This is a genomic window from Parabacteroides hominis (assembly GCF_014287585.1).
Classification (GTDB): domain Bacteria; phylum Bacteroidota; class Bacteroidia; order Bacteroidales; family Tannerellaceae; genus Parabacteroides; species Parabacteroides hominis.
The window spans coordinates 55,030-78,150 of sequence record NZ_JACOOJ010000014.1 but is presented as its reverse complement, the minus strand read 5'-3'; the positions used below and the strand labels follow the sequence as shown (position 1 = coordinate 78,150).

General features: G+C 47.1%; 10 protein-coding genes. 6 read left to right on the top strand and 4 right to left on the bottom strand.

Features of this window, described 5'->3' with window-relative positions:
• Positions 1-52 precede the first annotated feature (52 nt).
• The 3 genes from H8S65_RS09705 (at position 53) to H8S65_RS09695 (ending at position 7,473) form a co-directional block, all read left to right on the top strand.
• Positions 53-3,166 (top strand): glycosyl hydrolase, encoded by a 3,114-nt coding sequence (locus H8S65_RS09705; RefSeq protein WP_186929794.1) that lies wholly within the window; start codon positions 53-55, stop codon positions 3,164-3,166.
• Between the two features lie 69 nt (positions 3,167-3,235).
• The gene (locus tag H8S65_RS09700; RefSeq protein ID WP_186929793.1) at positions 3,236-6,031 is read left to right on the top strand and encodes a family 78 glycoside hydrolase catalytic domain; all 2,796 of its coding nucleotides are present in this window, start codon (positions 3,236-3,238) and stop codon (positions 6,029-6,031) included.
• An 11-nt stretch (positions 6,032-6,042) separates the two neighbouring features.
• Complete coding sequence (locus H8S65_RS09695; protein ID WP_186929792.1) at positions 6,043-7,473, top strand: L-fucose/L-arabinose isomerase family protein; 1,431 nt, start codon at positions 6,043-6,045, stop codon at positions 7,471-7,473.
• A gap of 145 nt (positions 7,474-7,618) precedes the next feature.
• Here H8S65_RS09695 and mutS read toward each other — a convergent pair whose 3' ends face one another.
• Together mutS and H8S65_RS09685 are read right to left on the bottom strand one after the other, a co-directional pair.
• Positions 7,619-10,231 carry a DNA mismatch repair protein MutS gene (gene mutS, locus H8S65_RS09690; RefSeq protein ID WP_222616268.1) on the bottom strand — a complete coding sequence of 871 codons (2,613 nt, stop codon included), beginning with the start codon at positions 10,229-10,231 and terminating at the stop codon, positions 7,619-7,621.
• Between the two features lie 72 nt (positions 10,232-10,303).
• Positions 10,304-11,779 carry a right-handed parallel beta-helix repeat-containing protein gene (locus H8S65_RS09685; RefSeq protein WP_186929790.1) on the bottom strand — a complete coding sequence of 492 codons (1,476 nt, stop codon included), beginning with the start codon at positions 11,777-11,779 and terminating at the stop codon, positions 10,304-10,306.
• Between the two features lie 86 nt (positions 11,780-11,865).
• On the opposite strand from H8S65_RS09685, the gene H8S65_RS09680 reads away from it, so the two are divergent.
• Entirely contained in the window at positions 11,866-13,311 is a 1,446-nt protein-coding gene (locus H8S65_RS09680) for an arylsulfatase (RefSeq protein WP_186929789.1), read from the top strand.
• Between the two features lie 108 nt (positions 13,312-13,419).
• Here H8S65_RS09680 and H8S65_RS09675 read toward each other — a convergent pair whose 3' ends face one another.
• Together H8S65_RS09675 and H8S65_RS09670 are read right to left on the bottom strand one after the other, a co-directional pair.
• Positions 13,420-18,444 carry a DUF4132 domain-containing protein gene (locus tag H8S65_RS09675; RefSeq protein WP_186929788.1) on the bottom strand — a complete coding sequence of 1,675 codons (5,025 nt, stop codon included), beginning with the start codon at positions 18,442-18,444 and terminating at the stop codon, positions 13,420-13,422.
• A gap of 26 nt (positions 18,445-18,470) precedes the next feature.
• Positions 18,471-18,890, bottom strand: a complete 420-nt coding sequence (locus tag H8S65_RS09670; protein ID WP_186929787.1) for a hypothetical protein — start codon at positions 18,888-18,890, stop codon at positions 18,471-18,473.
• Between the two features lie 727 nt (positions 18,891-19,617).
• Between H8S65_RS09670 and H8S65_RS09665 the strand changes: the two genes are divergently transcribed.
• Positions 19,618-20,184 carry an ORF6N domain-containing protein gene (locus H8S65_RS09665; protein ID WP_186929786.1) on the top strand — a complete coding sequence of 189 codons (567 nt, stop codon included), beginning with the start codon at positions 19,618-19,620 and terminating at the stop codon, positions 20,182-20,184.
• 95 nt (positions 20,185-20,279) lie between these two features.
• Positions 20,280-23,117: a leucine--tRNA ligase gene (gene leuS, locus H8S65_RS09660; protein ID WP_186929785.1), complete on the top strand. Its 2,838-nt coding sequence runs from the start codon at positions 20,280-20,282 to the stop codon at positions 23,115-23,117.
• Positions 23,118-23,121: the final 4 nt, after the last annotated feature.

Here is a 23,121-nt window from a genome sequence, read left to right as displayed (position 1 = left end):
TTAACAAAAAGACCTTTACTTTTGTAGTAGAGGTCTTTTTACTATTAACACCATGAATACACGACACATTATCAGAAACTTTATATATGCCGTAGCGGGAGGTATCCTGTCTCTCGGAACGGTCGGTTGCAGTGGCAACAAAGCGGAAACGACAGACAGTTTTTCCACTCTGGAAACCCAGTTCTCCAATCCTTCATCCGAGTTCCGTACAGCTCCTTTTATGGTTTGGAACGGAAAAGTTACGGAGGCTGAAATAGACCGCATGCTGAAAGACTTTAAAGATGCGGGCTGCGGAGGAGCTTTTATCCATCCGCGTCCGGGCATGATCACGGAATATATGTCCGACGAATGGTATTCCCTATATCGCTATGCCGTCGATAAAGGAAAAGAAATGGGATTGGACATCTGGATCTACGATGAAAACTCCTATCCCAGCGGATTTGCCGGAGGACATGTTCCGGAAGAGATGCCCGAATCCTACAACCAGGGACAAGGACTTGCCCTGACGAAAGCAGAACTCTTGCCAGACGAGACAGACGCATATTCCATCATCCTGAAAAAGGAAGGTGACAAATGGGCTGACATTACGCAAAATACGAATACATATAAAAAAGCGAAAGGAGATTATTACCTCTACAAAAAGACCTACTTAGGCAAGTCGGACTGGTACGGTGGCTACTCATATGTCGATCTGCTTGTTCCCGGCGTAACAGAGAAGTTCATCGACATCACAATGAAAGGTTACGAGAAGAGCATACAAGACGAGTTCGGGAAGTCTGTTTTCGGTATCTTCACCGACGAACCGAACATCAGTAGTCCGGGTGGCCTGCGTTGGACTCCGGATCTGTTCGAAGTCTTTCAAAAGCAGTGGGGATATGACCTGAAACCACTCCTTCCCCTCCTGAACGAAGAGACTGGGAATTGGAAACAAGTCCGCCACAACTATATGGAAACCCTGTTGCAAATGTTCGTCGACCGCTGGTCCAAACCTTGGCATAACTATTGCGAGGCGAACAACCTGAAATGGACCGGGCACTATTGGGAACACGGTTGGCCGCAGATGAACGACGGACCGGACAATATGGCAATGTACGCCTGGCATCAGGTTCCGGCCATTGACATGCTCTTCAACCAGTTCGACGAAACGAATCCGCAGGCACAGTTCGGCAATATCCGTGCGGTAAAAGAATTGCGCAGTGCCGCCAACCAGACAGGCCGCAGCCGTACCCTCAGCGAAACTTATGGAGGCGGAGGCTGGGACGAAACTTTCAAGGATTTCAAACGGTTAGGTGACTGGGAATATGTACTCGGAGTCAACTTCATGAACCAACATTTAGCCCACATGACACTGACGGGAGCACGCAAATACGACTATCCGCCGGTATTCACCTATCATTCTCCCTGGTGGCCCGACTACCGCGAACTGAACGACTATTACGGACGCCTTTCATTTGTCATGAGTAAAGGAGTCCAAAAGAATGATATCCTGGTGTTGGAACCCACTTCTACCTTATGGAGTTATTACGTCCATGCAGGAAGTTCCCCGAAACTCATGGAGATAGGAACCGATTTCCAGGCTTTTGTGACAACTTTGGAAAAGAACCAGGTAGCATATGATCTCGGTTCCGAGAACATCATCAAAGACCTCGGAAAGGTAGAAAACGGGCGTTTCATCGTAGGCAATACCTCCTACTCGACTGTCGTTCTGCCTCCCATGATGGAGACCTTAAACAAGCCTACCTTCAACCTCTTGCGGCAATTTGTAGAACAGGGTGGACAGATCATAACCTTCTCCGCTCCCACCCGGATAGACGGAGCCGTCAATGACGAACTGGCCGGACTGTTGGCCAGTACAGCCGTCACATCGCTCCCGGAACTGTCCAAAGATGTAATTGCCCGGTATTTCTCTTCCGATAACTTCAGCATCACTTTCAACGGTGGCAACCTGTATCACCACCGTCGCCAGTTTGCTGACGGAGAATTGGTTTTCCTTGTCAACTCTTCAATGGATGAAGTTGTAGACGGCACCCTTTCTACGCAGGGAAAAGCCATGCTGGAAATGGATGCACTAAACGGAGAAATCTATACGTATCCGTCTTCAAAAGAAGGAGACAAACTAAGTACATCTTTCCGGATCGAACCGGCAGGAAGCCTCTTGCTTTACTGTTCTGCCAAAAAACCGAAAAGCTATCCGGAACGTCCTGGAAAAGTAGGAAGCAGCCCGGTTACGGCAACAAGCCGAACCACCGTCAGCCGCTTACGCGACAATGCTTTGACAATTGACTTTTGCGACGTTACGGTAAAAGGAAAAACACATAAGAAACAACATTTCTCCCGTGCCGCCGATATCGCTTTCAAAGCACACGGATTCACCAACGGCAATCCCTGGAACACCTCCGTACAATACAAACGGAATATCCTCGATCGCGACAACTTTAAGGATGGCGGCTTCACAGCCTCCTATCATTTTACGGTAAACGACGCTTTCGACTATTCCGGTATCAAACTGGTTTCCGAACGCCCCGAACTATTTACCGTCAAAATCAACGGGAATCTCGTGAATGCTCTTCCTGGTGAATGGTGGCTGGACCGTTCTTTTGGCGTTTATCCGATAGGCGGACAGGTGAAAAAAGGTAGCAATACGGTAGAACTCAGTATCAACCCGATGAGTATTTTTGCGGAGATAGAACCGGTCTACATCATCGGAAACTTCTCGGTCGTACCCGAACAAGAGGGATGGAGCATCGACGCACCACAGGAATCGTTCACACTGGGTAGCTGGAAAGAACAAAAGCAACCGTTCTACTCATGGGATATGAGCTACAGCAAAGAGTATGCCCTCAACGACCTTACAGACAGGTATGCCGTCAAACTGAACAAATGGAACGGCACGGTAGCAGAAGTATACGTCAACGGAAAGAAAGCCGGTATGATCGCCTTCGACCCCTGGCAACTGGATGTAACGTCTTACCTGAAAGAAGGCAGCAACACGATCGACGTACATGTGATCGGCAGCTTGAAGAACCTGTTAGGCCCGCATTACCGGAATCCGGCTCCCGGCCTGGCATCTCCCTGGCATTGGAAAAACGTAGACAAACCGATACCCGGAAAAGAATACCAGATGGTGGATTACGGGCTGATGGAAGACTTTGAATTAATTCATTAAACATACACGAAAAAAGGGTGCGTGCTTTTCCGGAAAAGCATGGCACCTTTTTCAAAAAAGGACGGCAGCATGAAAAATAGACTTTTAAACATTTGTATCTTATGTATGGTTTTTCCTTTCTTTCTACAGGCAGCGGACACACATTCCGTTTATAACCTGAGATGCGAACAGGAAGAAAACCCGTTAGGAATCGAAACAGGACAACCTTGTTTCAGCTGGCAGATACAGGCACAACAACGGAACTTCGAACAATCGGCCTGGCAGATATTAGTGGCCGACTCTCCGGAAAAACTACAAGCTGGCAACGGAAATATCTGGGATAGCGGGAAAATGCTTTCTTCCGCTTCGATTCTTGTTCCTTTCAAAGGAAAAGAATTGAAAGCAGGACAGACCTACTACTGGAAAGTAAGGAGTTGGGATAAGGAGGACAACCCTTCCCGCTGGAGCTGTACACATACCTTCGGCATGGGGCTTCTTTCGAAAAAAGACTGGAGCAATGCCAAATGGATTGCACTGGAAAAAGACAGGAAAGACGAAATCGTCACGACAGGGCTGCACGGACTGGCCAACGTGGACCGGGAGCTCAAAGGCAAAAAGATCGGTATGTACCGCCTCCCCCAATTCCGAAAAGAATTTACGGTTCGGAAACCTGTGAAACGAGCGACCGCCTATGTCTCCGGACTCGGACATTTCGATATGTTCCTGAATGGGGAAAAGGTAGGTAACAATTTTCTCGATCCGGGATGGACTAAATACGATAAATGTGCGCTATATGTCACTTTCGATCTGTCCGGACAGCTAAAGCAAGGCGGAAACGCAATAGGTGTCATGTTGGGGAACGGCTTTTTTAATATCCCGCGGGAACGTTATTTCAAACTGCTTGCTTCATATGGCGCTCCACGCCTCTTGATGAAAATACAAATCGAATATGCAGACGGCAGTACGCAGGACATCGTAACCGACACAGACTGGAAAACAACCGAAAGCCCCGTTACCTACAGCAGTATTTACGGTGGTGAAGACTACGATGCCACGAAAGAACAGGCCGGATGGATGCAACCCGGTTTCGACGACCGTACCTGGAACAAAGCCCTCGACACAGGCTGGAAAACCCGGCTCCTCTCCCAACGTTCCGCACCGCTGACCGTACGTGACCGGATCCCCACCGTCCGTCTTTTCAAGACCAGGCAAGGACAATGGGTATACGATTTGGGACAAAACTTTTCCGGCATCATACGGCTTTCCCTGCATTCAAAGGACACGCACCCGGTTAAGCTCTATCCGGCTGAACTGCTGAATCCGGACAGTACCGTAAACCAAAGCGCGTCCGGCGCTCCTTTCTGGTTCGGTTACACACCGAAAGGAAAAGGTTTTGAAAGCTGGCAACCCCAGTTTACTTATTACGGCTTTCGTTACGTGCAGGTCGAAGGTGCTGTTCCTGCCGGCCAACCCAATCCGGACGGACTACCTGAAATAACGGAAATCACCGGTCTTCATACTTGCAATTCGGCCGAAAATGTAGGAAGTTTCCATTGTTCCAAGCCGTTGTTTAACCAGACATATGAACTGATCGACTGGGCGATCCGCAGCAATATGGCAAGCGTACTGACCGACTGTCCGCATCGTGAGAAATTAGGTTGGCTGGAAGAAGCGCATCTGATGCAATACTCCGTACAATACCGCTACAACCTGGCACGCCTGTACGAAAAGACATTCAACGATATGCGCTCCACACAAGCAGCCAACGGCATGATACCGACCATTGCTCCCGAACTGGTCGAATTCGAAGGAGGCTTCAAGGATACGCCGGAATGGGGAAGCACATTTGTCATCAGCCCTTGGTACATTTACCAATGGTATGGCGATACGCGCCCGATCGAAACCTATTATCCGGATATGCAACGCTACATCGACTACCTTTCCTCGAAAGCCGACAACCATATTATCGCCTACGGCTTGGGAGACTGGTTCGACATCGGCCCGAAAAGTCCGGGAGAATCGCAACTGACCTCCAATGGCGTAACGGCAACGGCTATCTACTATTACGACGTCACTCTGATGGAGAAAATGGCAAACCTTTTAGGCAAACCGGATGATGCGCACAAGTACCAGGAACTGGCCGCCCGGATCAAACAAGCCTTCAACCGGACTTTCTGGAACCCATCCACCCGTACCTACGACCGCAACAGCCAGGCGGCAAACGCCATCGCACTCTACATGGGACTGACGACTCCGGAAAACAGGCAGCAGGTATTCGATAACCTGATAGCCGATATCCGCGGACGCAACAACGCCCTGACGGCAGGCGACGTAGGCTACCGCTATGTCTTGCGTGCTCTTGAAGCCGGTGGCGCTTCGGATGTCATATACGATATGAACTGCAAGTACGACACTCCGGGATATGGTTGGCAACTGGCACACGGAGCTACCGCTCTCACTGAATCCTGGCAAGCATACGGCTTCGTATCGAATAATCATTTTATGCTGGGACACCTGATGGAATGGTTGTTCAGCGGCTTAGGAGGCATCCGCCAGCAAGAAGATTCTTTCGGGTTTAAGCATATTGTCATCAAACCGGAACCGGTCGGTGATGTCCGCGACGCACAAGTTTCCTACGAATCGCCTTACGGACAGATTGTTTCCGACTGGAAAGACAACGATAAAGAATTTATCATCCGAGTGGAAGTACCCGCAAACAGCAAGGCCTCTATCTATCTCCCGTCTGCCGATACGAAACAAATAACCGAAAGCGGTGTACGGTTGGAAGATGTCCCCGGAATCAGTTGCAAACAAGAAGGAAACCGATATATCGTGGCAACAACAGGTTCCGGTACTTATACTTTCAAAGTGAAGAAAAATAAATAATGAAGAATACCATGAATACAACAAAAAAGGAAGTTAAAGTCGGACTGATCGGAGTCGGATTGAACACCTACTGGAATCAATTCGAAGGACTCCTCCCCCGATTGACGGATTATCAAAGAGCGATAAAAGAACGTATGTCCGGCCTACAGGCAACCGTGATTGACGGGGGAATGGTAGACAGCCCGGAAAAGGCGATCCGGACAGTAGAAGTTTTAAAAAGTGAAGACATAGAAATCCTCTTCATCTTTATCTCGACCTATGCCCTTTCCTCGACGATCCTCCCGATCGCCCAGCGCATCAAAATTCCGGTTATCCTGCTCAACATACAACCCGTAGCCGCCATAAATTACAATTATATCAACGGATTAGGCGACCGTGGAAAAATGACCGGTGAATGGCTGGCTCACTGCCAAGCCTGTTCCACTCCGGAATTTGCCTGCGTATTCAACCGTGCCGGCATCAAATACGATATCCTGACCGGTTACCTCGAAGAACCATTCGTATGGAACGAAATCGAAAACTGGATCGATGCGGCAAGGGCCGTACAAGGGATGCGTAACAACCGGATGGGTATTCTCGGACACTATTATTGCGGTATGCTGGACGTTTACACCGACACCACCCGGCAATCTTCCACTTTCGGCACTCACATAGAGATTCTCGAAATGTGCGAACTCAAAGCATACCGGGATGCTGTAACGGAAGACGAGCTAACGGCAAAACGTTTGGAATTTTCCATGAAGTTTGAAGTCGATCCGCATTGTGAAGAATACGAATTGGATCGTGCTGCCCGCACCTCTGTCGCACTCGATAAACTGACCGAAGCCCACGACCTCGGTTCAATGGCTTACTACTACGAAGGTTGGAAAGGAAACGATTATGAAAATATCGTGACTTCCGTAATAGCCGGCAATACTTTGCTTACAGGACGCGGCATCCCGGTAGCAGGCGAGTGCGAAGTAAAGAACGTACAAGCCATGAAGCTCCTCTCTCTTTTGTATGCCGGAGGCTCTTTCTCCGAACCGTACGCAATGGACTTCAATGACGATGTTGTTTTATGGGGACATGACGGACCGGCTCATTTCGCCATTGCCGAGGGAAAGGTCAGCCTTGTACCGCTACCCATATATCACGGTAAACCAGGCAAAGGATTGTCCATTCAGATGCGCGTCAAGCAGGGACCTGTCACTTTTCTTTCCGTATGTGAAAATAATTATGGCGTATTTCTACTTGTCGCAGAGGGAGAATCGACCGACGGACCCACCCTGCAAATAGGAAATACGAACAGCCGCTACAGGTTCGGCTGCGGAGCCCGAACTTTTATGGACCGATGGAGTAAGGCTGGTCCTTCACACCACTGTGCAATCGGTATCGGACATGTCGCGGACAAGCTAAAGAAGATAGCTTTCCTGTTAGACATACCTGTTATCCAGGTTTGTTAAAAGACAAGAAAAAAGAGAGAGCCTCTCTAATGTAGAGGAGACGTTATCCCCCTACAGCAGAGAGACATCCTCTCCAACATAGGGGAGACACCCTCTCTAATGGTGGAGAGATGCCTACCCTTAAATATAAATACCGGCAATCGGTTTATTTCCCGGTAATAATCCTCCGTATCTCGCTCAGCTTGTTCAGAGCTTCCAGCGGCGTCAGGTTGTTGACATCCAGGTTTTTGATTTCATCCCGTACCTGGCTGAGTACCGGGTCGTCCAATTGGAAGAAGCTGAGCTGATAGCCGTCTGCCGAAGAAGCGATTCCTTTTACAGGCTTGCTTTTGACGCTGCCTTTGCGCTTTTCCGTGGCGATCCCCTCCTGGCGGTTTTCCGTTTCCAACTGTTTCAGGATCTCGTTGGAACGTTTCACAATGCTTTTCGGCATGCCCGCCATCTTGGCCACATGGATACCGAAGCTGTGCTCACTGCCTCCGGGAACCAGCTTGCGCAGGAAGATCACTTTGTTGCCTACCTCCTTCACCGAAACATTGTAGTTTTTGATACGCTTGAAAGAAGCCTCCATCTCGTTCAGCTCGTGGTAATGTGTGGCAAACAAGGTCTTCGCACGGGCATTGGGATGCTCGTGGATATATTCTACAATCGCCCAGGCAATGGAAATACCGTCGTATGTGCTTGTCCCGCGTCCCAATTCGTCAAACAGGACAAGGCTGCGGGAAGACATGTTGTTGAGGATATCCGAAGCCTCGTTCATCTCCACCATAAAGGTAGATTCGCCCACCGAGATATTATCCGAGGCTCCCACACGCGTAAATATCTTGTCCACAATCCCGATACGGGCGCATTCGGCGGGAACGAAACAACCGATCTGGGACATCAGCGTGATCAAGGCCGTCTGGCGAAGCAAAGCGGACTTACCGGCCATGTTAGGTCCGGTGATAATGATAATCTGTTGCTTTTCATCGTCCAGATAGACGTCATTGGCAATATAAGACTCGCCTATAGGCAACTGCTTTTCAATCACCGGATGGCGGCCTGCCTTAATATCGATCACCTGCGAATCATTCACATCCGGACGGATATAGCGGTTGCTTTCAGCCACCTTGGCAAACGAGAGCAGACAGTCCAGACGACCGATCAGGTTTGCATTCACCTGGATGGGCGGAATATATTCGGAAAGACAAAGTACCAGTTCATTGAAAAGACGGGCTTCCAGCGAAAGTATCTTCTCTTCCGCCCCCAATATCTTTTCTTCGTATTCTTTCAGTTCTTCGGTAATATAACGTTCGGCATTCACCAAGGTCTGTTTGCGTATCCATTCGGCAGGGACTTTGTCCTTGTAGGTGTTACGCACCTCGATATAATATCCGAAGACGTTGTTGAAACCGATTTTAAGGCTCGATATGCCCGTCAATTCTATTTCCCGTGCTTGTACCTTCAAGAGATAATCTTTGCCCGAATAAGCGATTGCACGCAGTTCGTCCAGCTCGGCGTTCACGCCTGTCGCAATCACGCCGCCCCGGTTCAGCAAGGAAGGCGGATCACCCGCGATCTCTTTTTCTATCCGGTCACGGATCAGGGCACAGGCATTCAACTGTTCGCCGATACGGCAAAGGCTCGGTTCATCGCTTGCCATGCAAGCCTCTTTAATCGGCTCGATGGCGCGAAGGGCGACTTTCAACTGCACTACTTCGCGCGGAGAGACACGGCCGACCGCTACTTTGGAAATAATACGTTCCAGGTCGCCGATCTGTTCTAATTTTTCTTCTAACAGTTCTTTCACTTCGGGATGACGGAAGAAATATTCCACTACGTCCTGACGCTCGTGGATCGGTTTCACATCCTTCAACGGAAACAAGATCCAACGGCGCAGCATACGCGATCCCATCGGCGAGACGGTCTTGTCCAGTACGTCCAGCAAGCTCGTACCCTCTTCGTTCATCGTGCTGACCAATTCTAAGCTGCGCACCGTAAACTTGTCGAGGCGCACATAGCGGTCTTCTTCGATACGGGAAAGAGAGGTGATATGAGAAATATGGGTGTGCTGCGTCTGATCCAGATAATACAGGATGGCTCCCGAAGCTACGATTCCTAATTTCAGGTGCTGGACACCGAAACCTTTCAGATTCTTCGTTTCGAAATGTTTCAACAGACGGTCGTTGGCGGCTTCCGAAGTAAACACCCAGTCGTCCAGTTCGAAAATAAAGAACCGGGGACCGAAAGCCTCTTCAAAACGTTTACGGCTACCCCGTTCGACCAGGACTTCTTTCGGGGAAAAGTTATTCAGCAGTTTATCCACATAATCAACGGTTCCTTCGGCCGTCAGGAACTCGCCGGTAGATATATCGAGGAATGCGATTCCACAGACATCCTTGCCGAAATGGATGGCGGCAAGGAAGTTGTTTTCTTTATGGTTGAGGATATTGTCGTTGATAGAGACACCCGGAGTCACCAGTTCGGTGATGCCGCGTTTCACTAATTTTTTCGTGAGCTTCGGATCTTCCAGCTGGTCGCAGATTGCTACGCGCTTGCCGGCACGCACCAGTTTAGGCAGATAGCTGTCCAACGCATGGTGGGGGAAACCGGCCATCTCGACCGTTTGCCCCGGTCCGTTCGCTTTTTTCGTCTGTACGATACCCAGTATTTCAGCTCCGGTCACAGCGTCTTCGCCATACATTTCGTAAAAGTCGCCTACACGGAATAGCAGGATTGCATCAGGGTGTTTCGCCTTTATATCGAAATACTGCTTCATCAAGGGTGTTTCCACTATCTTTGCCACTGTTCTTTTCTTTTTATCTGTTCAACCGTACAAAGGTACGACTTTTCATCTTTCAAAAAATTCACGGATTGCTTTTTCATTTACAAATACACCTTCCGAGCCGGCAACAGCGACCGTATCCATCAATGCAGAGAAACGATAAACACCGGAAACGGTTTGTGCACCGGGATCAGCCGGTTTCACCTTAAACGCACCTAAGTAATAATTATCCTCAAATACATTATTGGTTGACTCTGTAAAATTGAACGTACTTATTTCAGGCGTATAAAAAATATTTTCCTTCACAAAGGTACTGTCCGAATAACCGCCCCAGGAATCGAAAGTCATCATACTGCGATCCGCTTCTTTTATCGTCTTTTTACCTGCATGAATAATATTACGCCAGATAGTCGTATTCTTTACCGGTCCGGCCAGATGGATTAACGGGGAAAACATGCCGACACGTGTCGGACGGGTCCGGAGACCGTCGTTAACACTGATATTGTAACGCACAACGGTCCCCACGTTCCCGGCATTGAAAGAAGCCGGAGATTCGCCGGAGTTACAGATCAGCACCATCCCGCCATCATTATCGTGACTATAATTATACTGGATAAGCGTGTTCCGGCAATTCCAGTCCGAATCGAAACCTTGTGCATCCCAGGGAGCCTTATGGTCGCTCACCTCATTGAACTGGATAACCGTATTGTCGCAGCTCCACGGCCAGATACCGGCGGCGGCCTCCGTATCGGGAAGGGTAGCCGGACAATTGCGCATCACGTTATATTCTATCAACGTGCTGTCGCAACCGATCGGAACGATACCGTCGCCCGGAACCTCCTCTATCAGGTTTTTACGGATAACCGTATGTTTGCTCGGATGCCAGTTCTCCCGGCTGCTATATCCCGACCAGATCATCGCGTTACGGGCACAACGCCGGATCCGGCAATTCTCTATTGTCAGGCTGTCAAAGACAGATATGACATCTTTCCCTCCATTCACGATCAGGATGCCGCTACCGCCTCCTTCTTCCTTGACCAACGAACCGTTTACATCCCGTATATCCACACCGTCTATGACGATGTTCTTGGAAACTCCATAGTTCCGGCATTCGATCTTCAGCCCCGTACGATGCGGTTTCCTTTCCTTCCCGGTATTGACTATTTCCACATTCCGCAGTGTCAGATAATCTGAATTGAGGATACGGACGGCATACAGGGAAGTATCGTTGCCGACAATACAGGGCTTATCTCCCTCACCGTATGTTTCTACATAAATCCGGTTATCAGAGGTTCCTTGTCCCGATATTTCGAGTTCTCCCTGAAAAATATCTCCCCTTTTCAGAAGCACCCTATCACCCGGATTCAATTTCACGTCCCGGAGTTTGGAAAGGCTTTTCCAGGCATTCGATTCGGAAAGTCCGTTCTGATTATCATCGCCATTCGTAGCATCCAAATAATAAGAAGCAGCCGAAGGCCCTAAACAGCTTGCCATCGCTAACAGAAACAGGCAAGCGGAGAGTAAACAGGTTATCTTTTTCATGATATTCACTTATATTTTATGCTCAAAGATAATTATTCCTCATAAAAAATATAACTTTGTAAGCATTCTAACAAAAAACATATATCATGAAACAAGCAATTCTAATTTCGACCGGCCTTTTGCTGGCAGCACCTTTCATCCATGCGGAGAAGAATAAGGACAAGAAACCGAATGTCGTTTTTATCCTTGCGGACGATTTGGGTTATGGTGATCTAAGTTGTTACGGACAGGAAAAGTTCGAGACACCCAACATCGACAAGCTGGCACAAAGCGGAATGCGTTTTACGCAGTGCTATTCAGGGACAACTGTCAGCGCTCCTTCCCGCTCCTGCCTGCTGACAGGCACGCACAGCGGGCACACGCCTGTCCGCGGTAACCTCGAACTCGACCCGGAAGGACAATTTCCGCTTCCCGCTGACGCCCGTACCATCTTCGAGGTAATGAAAGATGCAGGATATAAGACATCCGCTTTCGGCAAATGGGGACTGGGCTATATCGGTTCGACCGGTGATCCTAAAAACCAGGGTTGCGACACTTTCTACGGATACAATTGCCAACTGCTGGCACACAGCTATTATCCCGACCATCTCTGGGATAACGACAAACGGGTGGAACTGAAAGACAACAACCTGAATGTAGAATATGGAAAAGGAACATACTCGCAAGATCTTATTCACGGAAAAGCATTGGACTATCTGGATAATATGAATCCCGACGAACCGTTCTTCATGTGGTATCCGACCATTATTCCGCATGCTGAACTGATCGTTCCGGAAGACAGCATTATCAAGAAATTCCGTGGCATGTATCCGGAAAAGCCTCATAAGGGTGTGGAACCCGGCAGTCCGGCTTTCCGCAAGGGAGGTTATTGCACTCAATTCTATCCGCATGCCACTTTCGCCGCTATGGTTTACCGCCTGGACGTCTATGTCGGTCAGATCATCCAGAAGTTAAAAGACAAAGGCTTATATGATAATACCATCATCATCTTTGCAAGCGACAACGGCCCGCATATGGAAGGAGGAGCCGACCCCGATTTCTTCAACAGCAACGGCATTTATCGCGGATATAAACGGGATTTGTATGAAGGCGGCATCCGCGTCCCGATGATCATTTCGTGGCCGGGGCATGTCCAACCGAGTACGGAAACAGACTTTATGTGCTCTTTCTGGGATGTATTACCGACCTTCGAAGAAATAATCCATCCGAAAGCCAAACAGAAAGAGATGGACGGCGTCAGCATGCTTCCCCTCCTGGAAAACCGGAAAGGACAGAAGGAACATGAATTCCTGTATTTCGAATTCCAAGAACTGAACGGTCGCCAGGCCGTACGCAAAGGACCGTGGAAATTGGTTCACATGAATATCCGCGGTGACAAGCCCTATTATGAACTGTATAACTTAGCTTCCGACCCGTCGGAACGGCATAATGTACTGGACCAATATCCTGAAAAAGTAGCGGAACTGAAAAATATCATGGTTCGTGAACACAGACCGGACCCGAACTGGCCGCTATTGCCGGGTGAAAAATAAAAAGGAACAAAAGGCAGTGGCAGTGTGTCAAAATTCATTCTATGTCTTCCCGGATCAAGTCCATTATGACAAAACGGAATTTCGACACACCGCCACTTTTTTTCATCCTTATCTGATCTTTATCTGATCCAGAATGAACGGATCCTTGATTTTTTTATCTTCGGCAAAAAGCAATATTTTAGAGACAATCTCGGCTGTTTTCGGGTCTTCATCTACAAAAGGAAGGAAGAGGCGGCCACGTTGCTGGGAATGGACGGGCAACACATTGATAGCCGCTCCCGCCTGCTGATGGATAACGCCACTTCCGAGATGAATATTATAATTACCTAACGTTCCCTCGACAAAAGCATGACTACCTTCTAACCTGACATTTGAAAGTTTGAATAACGGCAAAGTAAATTCGAGTATTGCCCTGCGCATTTCAACAGTCGAATGACTGGCTTCGGGATCGACACCTCCGGCATGCGCCACGCTAACGGCCAAATCCACATCTCTCATAACTTCTGAGAAAATAACTTCGGGTATCTTTTCTATGGCAATCGGTTCGTATGTCTTCCGGCTATGGAAAGCAACCCATTCGAGTGCAGGAGCTTCAATATCCGCAGGACTGAACCAGTCTGCAAGCGCATAAATGCTGGCTACTATATTCTCCTTATAATAGATTTTCTGCAAACCATCCTCATAATTAGCGACCCAGCGACGCCCTTTCAGAACTGCGACGGTTTTCTGCGGCTGTATCTGGTTACCGGCATAACGGAGGGAATGGAACATCGGACGCTCTTCATCTGTTTTTACATACAACTCCCGGAACACCTGTTTAAAAGGCTGGCGGATTCCTTTCTCGAACAAACATTGCTGATAACGATGCCATACATTGCGGGTGTACAAATCGACCGGATGCGCAATGCGTACCGGTGTCGAAGCTTTTTGCGAAATACATTCTCCATCAGGCGTTACCAGATTCTTATCCAGATAAAACCCTGTATCATCCTTGCTCACGAAAACAAGGTTACGCAACAAAGGCCAGATGACGGGATTATGCGTCAACGTCTCCAGCTCGCTGATATAGAAGGGGGTTTCGTCTTCCATCGCCTGTTCCAGCATAAGGCGCGAACGGGAATACTGGTTCTTAAGTTTTTTATGGACGGCTTTCAGTTCCTCTAAATAAGCATTTTTCTTCAGCTTTGCAGGAACGCTGTTCAGTTCTTTACTTCCCTTTATCAGCTTCAGATCGGATTTACCTTCTTCGTCGATGCTTACATATACCTGAACGCCTTCTATCTCCACCGGAGTGAAATAAGGTTCCATTTCTTTGATCAGTTCCGTCTCCATACTCCAGATAAGGCGGGTGACATCGCTATAGCCGGCATTGCGGGCCAGATTCTGCATGCCGATCTCCACTGCTTTCTTTTCGCTATCCTGGCGCTGGGCGCCAAAAGCTTTGCTTTCTTTCAGGAACTGTTGCAGATATTGATAACGTTCCAACAAATCCGGTGTTGCTTTTTTGGCAAGCGGGATCAGGCAATATGCCATCAGCAAATCCTTATTACGCTTTTCCTCTATCTGCTTTTTGACTTCCGAAGTAATCAGTTTGCCGTTCACGGCATCTGCATATTTGCGGGCACGCGTATGTCCGTTGCTGGAAGAAATATATTTGGCCGCATTGTAGACAACTTCGAAACGCTTCTCTCCTATCTCCTTATAGGCTTCGCGGAACCAGTCGATATCGAATGCGCCTAAACGCAAATCCTCCGGTTCGATCGGGGTATAACGGGCTATGATGGCTTTTTTCTTGTCATCACACCATTCGTTTATATGGGCATGGAAATAGAAAGCGGTACTGGTCAGAGCTTTCCATCCGATACATTGTTCGATGATTTCAAGCCACTGCGGTGCATACATGGCTGTTTCGACCAAACGCGTCTCCGTGATACCGGAATTCTTCAACAATCCGGTCAGAACAGCGGCATTATCCGTTTTAGACGGATAGCAGCAACGCAGGAGTTTGCTCAATACCTCTTTCTTCGTATAGCTGGAATTATAGTAATAGCCGGAACGCCCGAAAGTGTCTTTGCCGAAAGCTTTCAGAATCCGGACCAGCCACACGGCTCCTTCCACATATTCGAGCTTCAAGGCAAGATGAGAAACTTCGGTCGGCGTATCGCCACGTTTCAACTCGATATCGAGAATGCGGTCGATCACCTTCCGGGCCAGGTCCTTGAACTGTTCCAGACCGGTATCTTCGTAAGGTTTAAATTGTCTACGCTGCCAGACCGTGAGATTGCCGCACAATAAAGAAGAAACCGTACCGATATTATCGTCCGCTTTCTTGCGTACCATCAGTTCCTTCATGACTTCCGATGCCGGCAGCAATCCCATTTCATACATCTTGGCAAAATCGTATATAAGCAAGTTGCTATCGGTAATAGCCGAAGGTTCGTCCGTCTGGAAATACCGGGCAAGATTATAAAAATGGTAACGGACAGTAAAATGGCGTACGAACTCCTCATCTGTCGACCATCCGTAAGAATTGGACATCCACGTAGAGATACGCCGGTCCTGGAAAGAAAATATCGTATATTTCTGTGTTCCCTGGTAATTCTTATAGTCATACAACTTATAAAGGTTCTTTTCATTTAGCACCGAACTGAAACTAACCAGTATGTTATTGGCTACTTTCCGGACATATCCGTCATTCCGGTTTTCTGCAATAAGAAGATTTATAATGTGGTTGACCGTACGCAGATAAGGAAGCCTATTCACCCGTTTTTTCAATCCCGAAAGATCGAAACCGTAAAACGGACAGATCACAGGACTGGACTTGTCGATCACGCTGTTCCAGTTCCAATAGCTATCTCCGCTATTCCAATCCGTATTCAGCAAAAAAGCGAGTTGGAAAAGTATTTCAAAACTTCCGACTTCTTCTTTATAGAAGTTTCGCCAAACCCCGGCAAGCGGATACTTATCGAGTTCTTTTTCCGCTTTATCAGCATTATCTGTCTCGGTAAAATAATCGTTCAGCAAGTATGTACTGCCATATTTTGCCCTGTATTCGTAATTGGCATTGGCTGCAATCAGATTATTCAGTTTTTCAATAATCTCGTAAGCTCCCTGTTGCTTCCTGCCAAACAGTTTCTTTATGAGAGAACCTTCCTGGAAAAGGGAAAAGACCTCTTTCATATTAAAATCCTCATCAACGGAAAGTACCGGAAGCTGTACCTTAGTGGAAGGATCGTAAAGACCGAAACCGTTTTCTTTAGTATATACGGAAGATTCTTCTTTCTTTACGATCAATTGTTCGATCAGCAACAACTCTTTGGAAGATGGCTTTTCAATAGAAGAAACCAACGGAACAAGACTGTCGCAAACTTCCGCCTGTCCGCCCTTTTTACGAAGAGTCAGCAACATATCGAGAGCAGCCAAGCGCTTGTCCGCCAACGGAGCGGAAAGCAGGCGTGCTATTGTCCCGGACAAGGCTTCCGGACCGCGTTTCATCAGCAACTTGATAGCTTGCTGGCGGAGCACACCGGATTTATATTTCAACAGTTCTTCTATCTTCAGATATTGGTCGTCGCTTATTTCCTGTTTATCTAAAATCTCAAATGCGGCACTGCGGGGAGAATCCGCACGGTCACCCAGAGCTTTCACAAGGGTATCGACCTGTATCTGTGAAGCCGGTTGTTTGAGCAATTCCTTGACAATAAAGGCCCGTACATTGCTACCAGCCTGCTCGTAGCAGGTACAAAGATCATCCAGCAATTCGTCACTGCCGACCACATAGATGATAGACGCCATCTTTTCCAGAATATCTTCATGCGTCAGTTCGGTACTATGCCAAGGGAAGATAAAAGGAGAAAACGTCAGTTTCTTTGTCAGGCGACTGTTGATATCTTTCAGTATATAATATTGCTTTTTAGCTTCCGACAAAGAATCGAAATAAGAATGATCCTCTTTCTTTCTGGGATAATAATAGCCTATGGAAACGCTCGCTAAATAGGAACGCAAGAAAGAAACCACTATCGAAAAGTCGCCGGAGAAACGTTCCAATGCCTGTTTGGACAGTTGTTCCTGCATCCATTCAGCCTGGATATTGAGAAGATAATAAAACAAAACCTGCACTTTATGTTTGACGCCTTCCTCCATGACTTGCTCAGCGGTTGCCGTCAGGTCTTCCAGTTTATGGAATCCTTTCGACCAAAGCGCCATGTAGAGCTCGATGCTGTCCTCACTGTTCAGGCAGGCATCCGCATAAGACGGATCGGTCAACGACATATAGATCAAGTCCATAACCTTCTGGTTGATGCGGTCGGCATTATTTTCATCCAGCAGGCCGGTCCAGGTTCCCACGGCACGCTTGACGGAAGAAAAACGCTGCATGTCATTCGTCCGCATGATATTGAACAAATAGACAAACGCTTCCACCGTACCGCTGTCCATAGTCTCGGCTATGGACTGGTGAAGACCTTCCTGTAAACGGGCCGCCAGCAGAAGCTTGCCTTCCAGTTCGTATAATTCCCGGTTATTACTCATCACAATGCCCTGCAAAAGGCTGTATGAGATACGACCTGCGTTATTGTCGCTGCAAATAATATCCTTCGTCTTTTCAATCACTGCCGTATTTCCGGCATCTATCTCCACACTCATCAGATGATGAAAGTTGATATCTCCGATGAAAGCCCGTTCTTCTTCGGTCCGCCCGCCTTCCATCAGGACTTCGAGTGGAAGACCGGAGGCGACGATAGCTAAAAAGTCTTTCAGGTTGTCCAACGCCTTTGTGTAATGCAATCCCGCATTGTCAGAACGAACCGGACGACGGTAATAACCGGATGTATAAGGGATTGAAGGTAATTTATGCAACCAGGCTATATATTTCTGCGCATATTCTTCGCCCAACATGTATTGCAGCACTTCCCGACGATCGTCGTCAAACAGTTGCCAGATATAACGAATCTGTTTGCCGTCCATCAACGAACGTAAATAATTATCGGCTTCGCTCGTATTGATTGTAAAGCGGCTGACCAACGCGCTGAACAGTTTCCGTCCTTTCTCGCTCAGTTGACGGTCGTTATTCACCAGTTTATAAAAATAGCCGGAAACAAACGATTCCGACGACTGTCTCCAAAATAATCCCATATCGATTCTTCTTTTATTTCGTTATATCACCACATACGCCCGGCCAGCATGGTCAGACGGACAAATGTTAACTCTGATCCTTCCTGCAACGAAACCGGTTCCTGCAATGACTCCAGCTCTTTACCATCCGCAAAAATGCGGAAAATACCGTCTTCAAAAGATTGGAGGGCGTTGCGAACCGCTTTCTCCGTATCGGCGGCCATTCCGTTATAGTTTATATCAAAACTGATCTTTCCGGCGGTAGCTTTCGCTTGTATCTCTTCGTCGGTGAGATATTTCAGCAGTTCGCTTTGTTCAAGTCTCTGATTATATTCCTGAACTTGCAGGGCTACAATACCGGCTATCAGGGAGGCTGTGTTTCCGGGGACTTTATCCAGTTGCATGGCTTTCTTGTCAATCACATTTCTGCGTTTTCCCAGTTGCTTTACATGAATATATATCTGCATATGAGCGAGTGTGTTTTTATTCGGTACTATTGTTACAAAGAAACGAATTATGAGAGAAGAAAACAATCGTTCCGAAACAAAAAAGCAAAAAGATTTATTTTATGCAGATAGCATTTCATTATGGTTGCATTTAGAGTTTTTCGATAACACTGACTAATGAGAAAAAAGGCTTACAAAATAAAAAATGATACATATTTATCAATTACAATACATAAATTAACCAATTATATTCTTTTATGAAGCGCTTCTACCCGACTACAGCCGGGAAAAATTTCGTTTAAGACGAACTAAAAATTCATAAGAGTAAAAATTTATTTCGTCAGGCAATCAATTTTTGTTAAACTGGCAATGGATTTCCGACGAATAAGGTGAAAATTTTGAAGATTTCCGTGCTGGTTGTGAAGGAACACCAACACAAAACGATCTATCACTTTACCATAAAAAACATTTGCTATGAAACCTTTTCATACAATAATAAGCCAGTAATAATAAATATCACAAGTATTTACCCAATTCCATTACTTATTGAAAATAATATCCTCCCAAATACGGCTATAAAATTCAGCGTCCGTACATTTATACAGATAGAGAGAAACGACAGCGAGTTCATTTGACATTTTGATAATTACCTATATTCCTTATCACAAGAAAATAGTTTTCTGTCTTTTTGCTTTATCAGATTATTATCCTTTCCTTTGATAAATTAAAACAATAAAAATACTTAGCTATGGAACTTCAAATCATTCAAAACAAGATTTATGAGATCAGGGGACGACAGGTGATGCTGGATTTTGATCTGGCAGAACTTTATGTAACAGAAACACGATTATTAAAACGTGCCGTAAGAAGAAATATAGAACGTTTCCCTGAAGATTTTATGTTCGAATTAACAAAAGAAGAAGCTAACGCATTGCTATCCATTAGGGTATCCCAAAATGGGACACCCCAATATAACTTTAGTGCTTATACACCTTTTGCTTTCACACAAGAGGGCATAGCCATGCTGTCAAGCGTCCTTCGTTCCCCCATAGCCATACAAGTTAATATAAACATCATGCGGGCTTTCGTAAAAATAAGACAATACATACTTGAAAGCAACCAGACAGCCAAAGAACTGGCTGAACTCAAACTCCAGCTTCGTTACCTTCGGGAAGATATGGAAAGCCTTTCTAAAGATCATGAAAGTTATGAACAACACTTTGATGATATATATTTGGCATTGGCTGAATTGGCTAACCGGAACAAGGAAAGAGAGAATAAACCCAGAAACAAAATCGGGTATGTAAAAGACTAAATCCTTCAATTTGCCGCTCCAAACCTTTATGTATTACAAAATTCACTAACTTTGTGGCTTTAAATAGAAAACGATAAAATAAACGATAAACAATCATGGAGTACAATTTCAGAGAAATTGAGAAAAAGTGGCACGAATACTGGATTGCCAATAAGGTTTATAAAGTCGAAAAAAATACCGACAAACCAAAGTATTACGTTTTGGACATGTTCCCTTATCCGTCAGGAGCAGGACTACATGTAGGCCACCCGCTCGGTTACATCGCTTCTGATATTTATTCCCGTTACAAACGCCTGCAAGGTTTCAATGTTTTGCACCCGATGGGCTACGATGCCTACGGACTGCCGGCAGAACAATATGCCATCCAAACCGGACAGCATCCTGAAGTAACGACAAAGAAAAACATTGCCCGTTATCGTGAGCAGATGGACAAAATAGGTTTTAGTTACGACTGGAGCCGCGAGATCCGTACTTGCGATCCCGAATATTATAAATGGACGCAATGGGCATTTATCCAGATGTTCAACAGCTACTACTGCAACGACGAAAAGCAGGCACGCCCTATCAGCGAACTGGTTGCCGCTTTCGAACAGTCGGGAACAGAAGGTTTGAATGTCGCTTGCAGCGAAGAATTGCATTTCACGGCCGACGAATGGAAAGCCAAAAGCAAAAAAGAAAAACAGGAAATCTTGCTGAACTACCGGATCGCTTATCGGGGCGAAACGATGGTAAACTGGTGTGCCGCACTGGGAACCGTACTGGCCAACGACGAAGTAGTGAACGGTGTTTCCGAACGTGGCGGTTATCCGGTGGAACAAAAGATCATGCGCCAGTGGTGCCTGCGCGTATCCGCTTATTCACAACGCCTGTTGGACGGACTGGACACGATCGACTGGACGGACTCGCTGAAAGAAACACAGCGTAACTGGATCGGCCGCAGCGAAGGAGCCGAAATCCAGTTCAAGGTAAAAGATAGCGACCTCGAATTTACCATCTTTACAACCCGTGCCGACACCATGTTCGGTGTTACTTTCATGGTTTTGGCTCCCGAAAGCGAACTGGTCGCACAACTGACGACTCCGGAGCAGAAACAGGAAGTAGACGCTTATCTGGAACGCACTAAAAAGCGTACGGAACGTGAACGTATCGCCGACCGTTCCGTTACCGGTGCATTCAGCGGTTCTTATGCCATCAACCCGTTCACCGGCGATGCCGTGCCCGTCTGGATCAGCGACTATGTATTGGCCGGCTACGGAACCGGTGCTATCATGGCCGTTCCGGCACATGACAGCCGCGACTATGCATTCGCCAAACATTTCAACTTGCCAGTTATCCCGCTGATCGAAGGTTGTGACGTAAGCGAAGAAAGTTTCGATGCAAAAGAAGGAATCGTCTGCAACTCACCGAGACCGGACGTAGCGCCTTATTGCGACCTGTCGTTGAATGGCCTGAACGTAAAAGAAGCGATCGCCGCCACTAAAAAATATGTGGCAGAACATAAATTAGGACGCGTTAAGGTGAACTACCGCCTGCGCGACGCTATTTTCAGCCGCCAGCGTTATTGGGGCGAACCGTTTCCGGTCTATTACGATGCAGACGGTATGCCTCAGATGTTGCCGGTAGACAAATTGCCGTTAGAATTGCCGGAAGTAGATAAATTCCTGCCGACCGAAACAGGCGAACCGCCTTTAGGACACGCCGTAAAATGGGCATGGGACACCGCAAAACAGGAAGTTACGGAAGTTTCCAAAATAGACAACAAGACTATCTTCCCGCTGGAACTTTGCACGATGCCGGGATTCGCCGGTTCATCCGCTTACTACCTGCGTTATATGGACCCGCACAACGACCAGGCTTTGGTTGCTAAGGACGTAGACGAATATTGGCGTAACGTAGACCTGTATATCGGGGGAACCGAACATGCTACCGGACACCTGATCTACAGCCGTTTCTGGAATAAATTCCTGTTCGACTCAGGTGTCGTTTGTGAAGAGGAACCGTTCAAGAAACTGATCAACCAGGGGATGATCCAGGGACGTTCCAACTTCGTATTCCGTATTAACGGCACGAACAAATTCGTATCTCTGAACCTGAAAGACCGGTACGAGGTCACTCCTATCCATGTAGACGTAAACATCGTATCAAACGATATACTGGATATCGAAGCCTTCAAAAACTGGCGCCCGGAATATAACGACGCGGAATTCGTACTGGAAGACGGCAAATACATTTGCGGATGGGCTGTTGAAAAGATGTCAAAATCTATGTTCAACGTGGTCAATCCGGATATGATTGTCGAGAAATATGGCGCCGACACGCTTCGCCTGTATGAAATGTTCTTAGGTCCGTTGGAACAATCCAAACCGTGGGATACGAACGGTATCGACGGCGTTCACCGCTTCCTGAAAAAGCTCTGGGGACTGTTCTTCGGCAATACGGACACCTTGCAGATCACGGATGCAGAACCGACAGCCGACGAACTGAAATCATTGCATAAACTGATCAAGAAAGTGACATACGATATCGAACATTTCTCGTACAACACTTCCATCAGTGCCTTTATGATCTGTGTAAACGAACTGAGCAGCCTGAAATGCAACAAACGTGCCATTTTAGAACAATTAATCGTCCTGTTGGCCCCGTTCGCTCCTCATACTGCTGAAGAATTATGGCATACTTGCGGTCACGACACAACCGTATGCGATGCCGAATGGCCTGTCTACAACGAAGAATACTTGAAAGAAAACTCGCTTACTTACGCTATCTCCTTCAACGGCAAAGCCCGCTTCAGCATGGAGCTTCCGGCCGATATGCCCCGCGAAGAGATAGAAAAAGCCGCTCTTGCCCACGAAAATTCCGCTAAGTGGATGGAAGGCAAGACTCCGAAAAAGATTATCGTTGTTCCCGGAAAGATTGTAAACATCGTAATCTAAATTT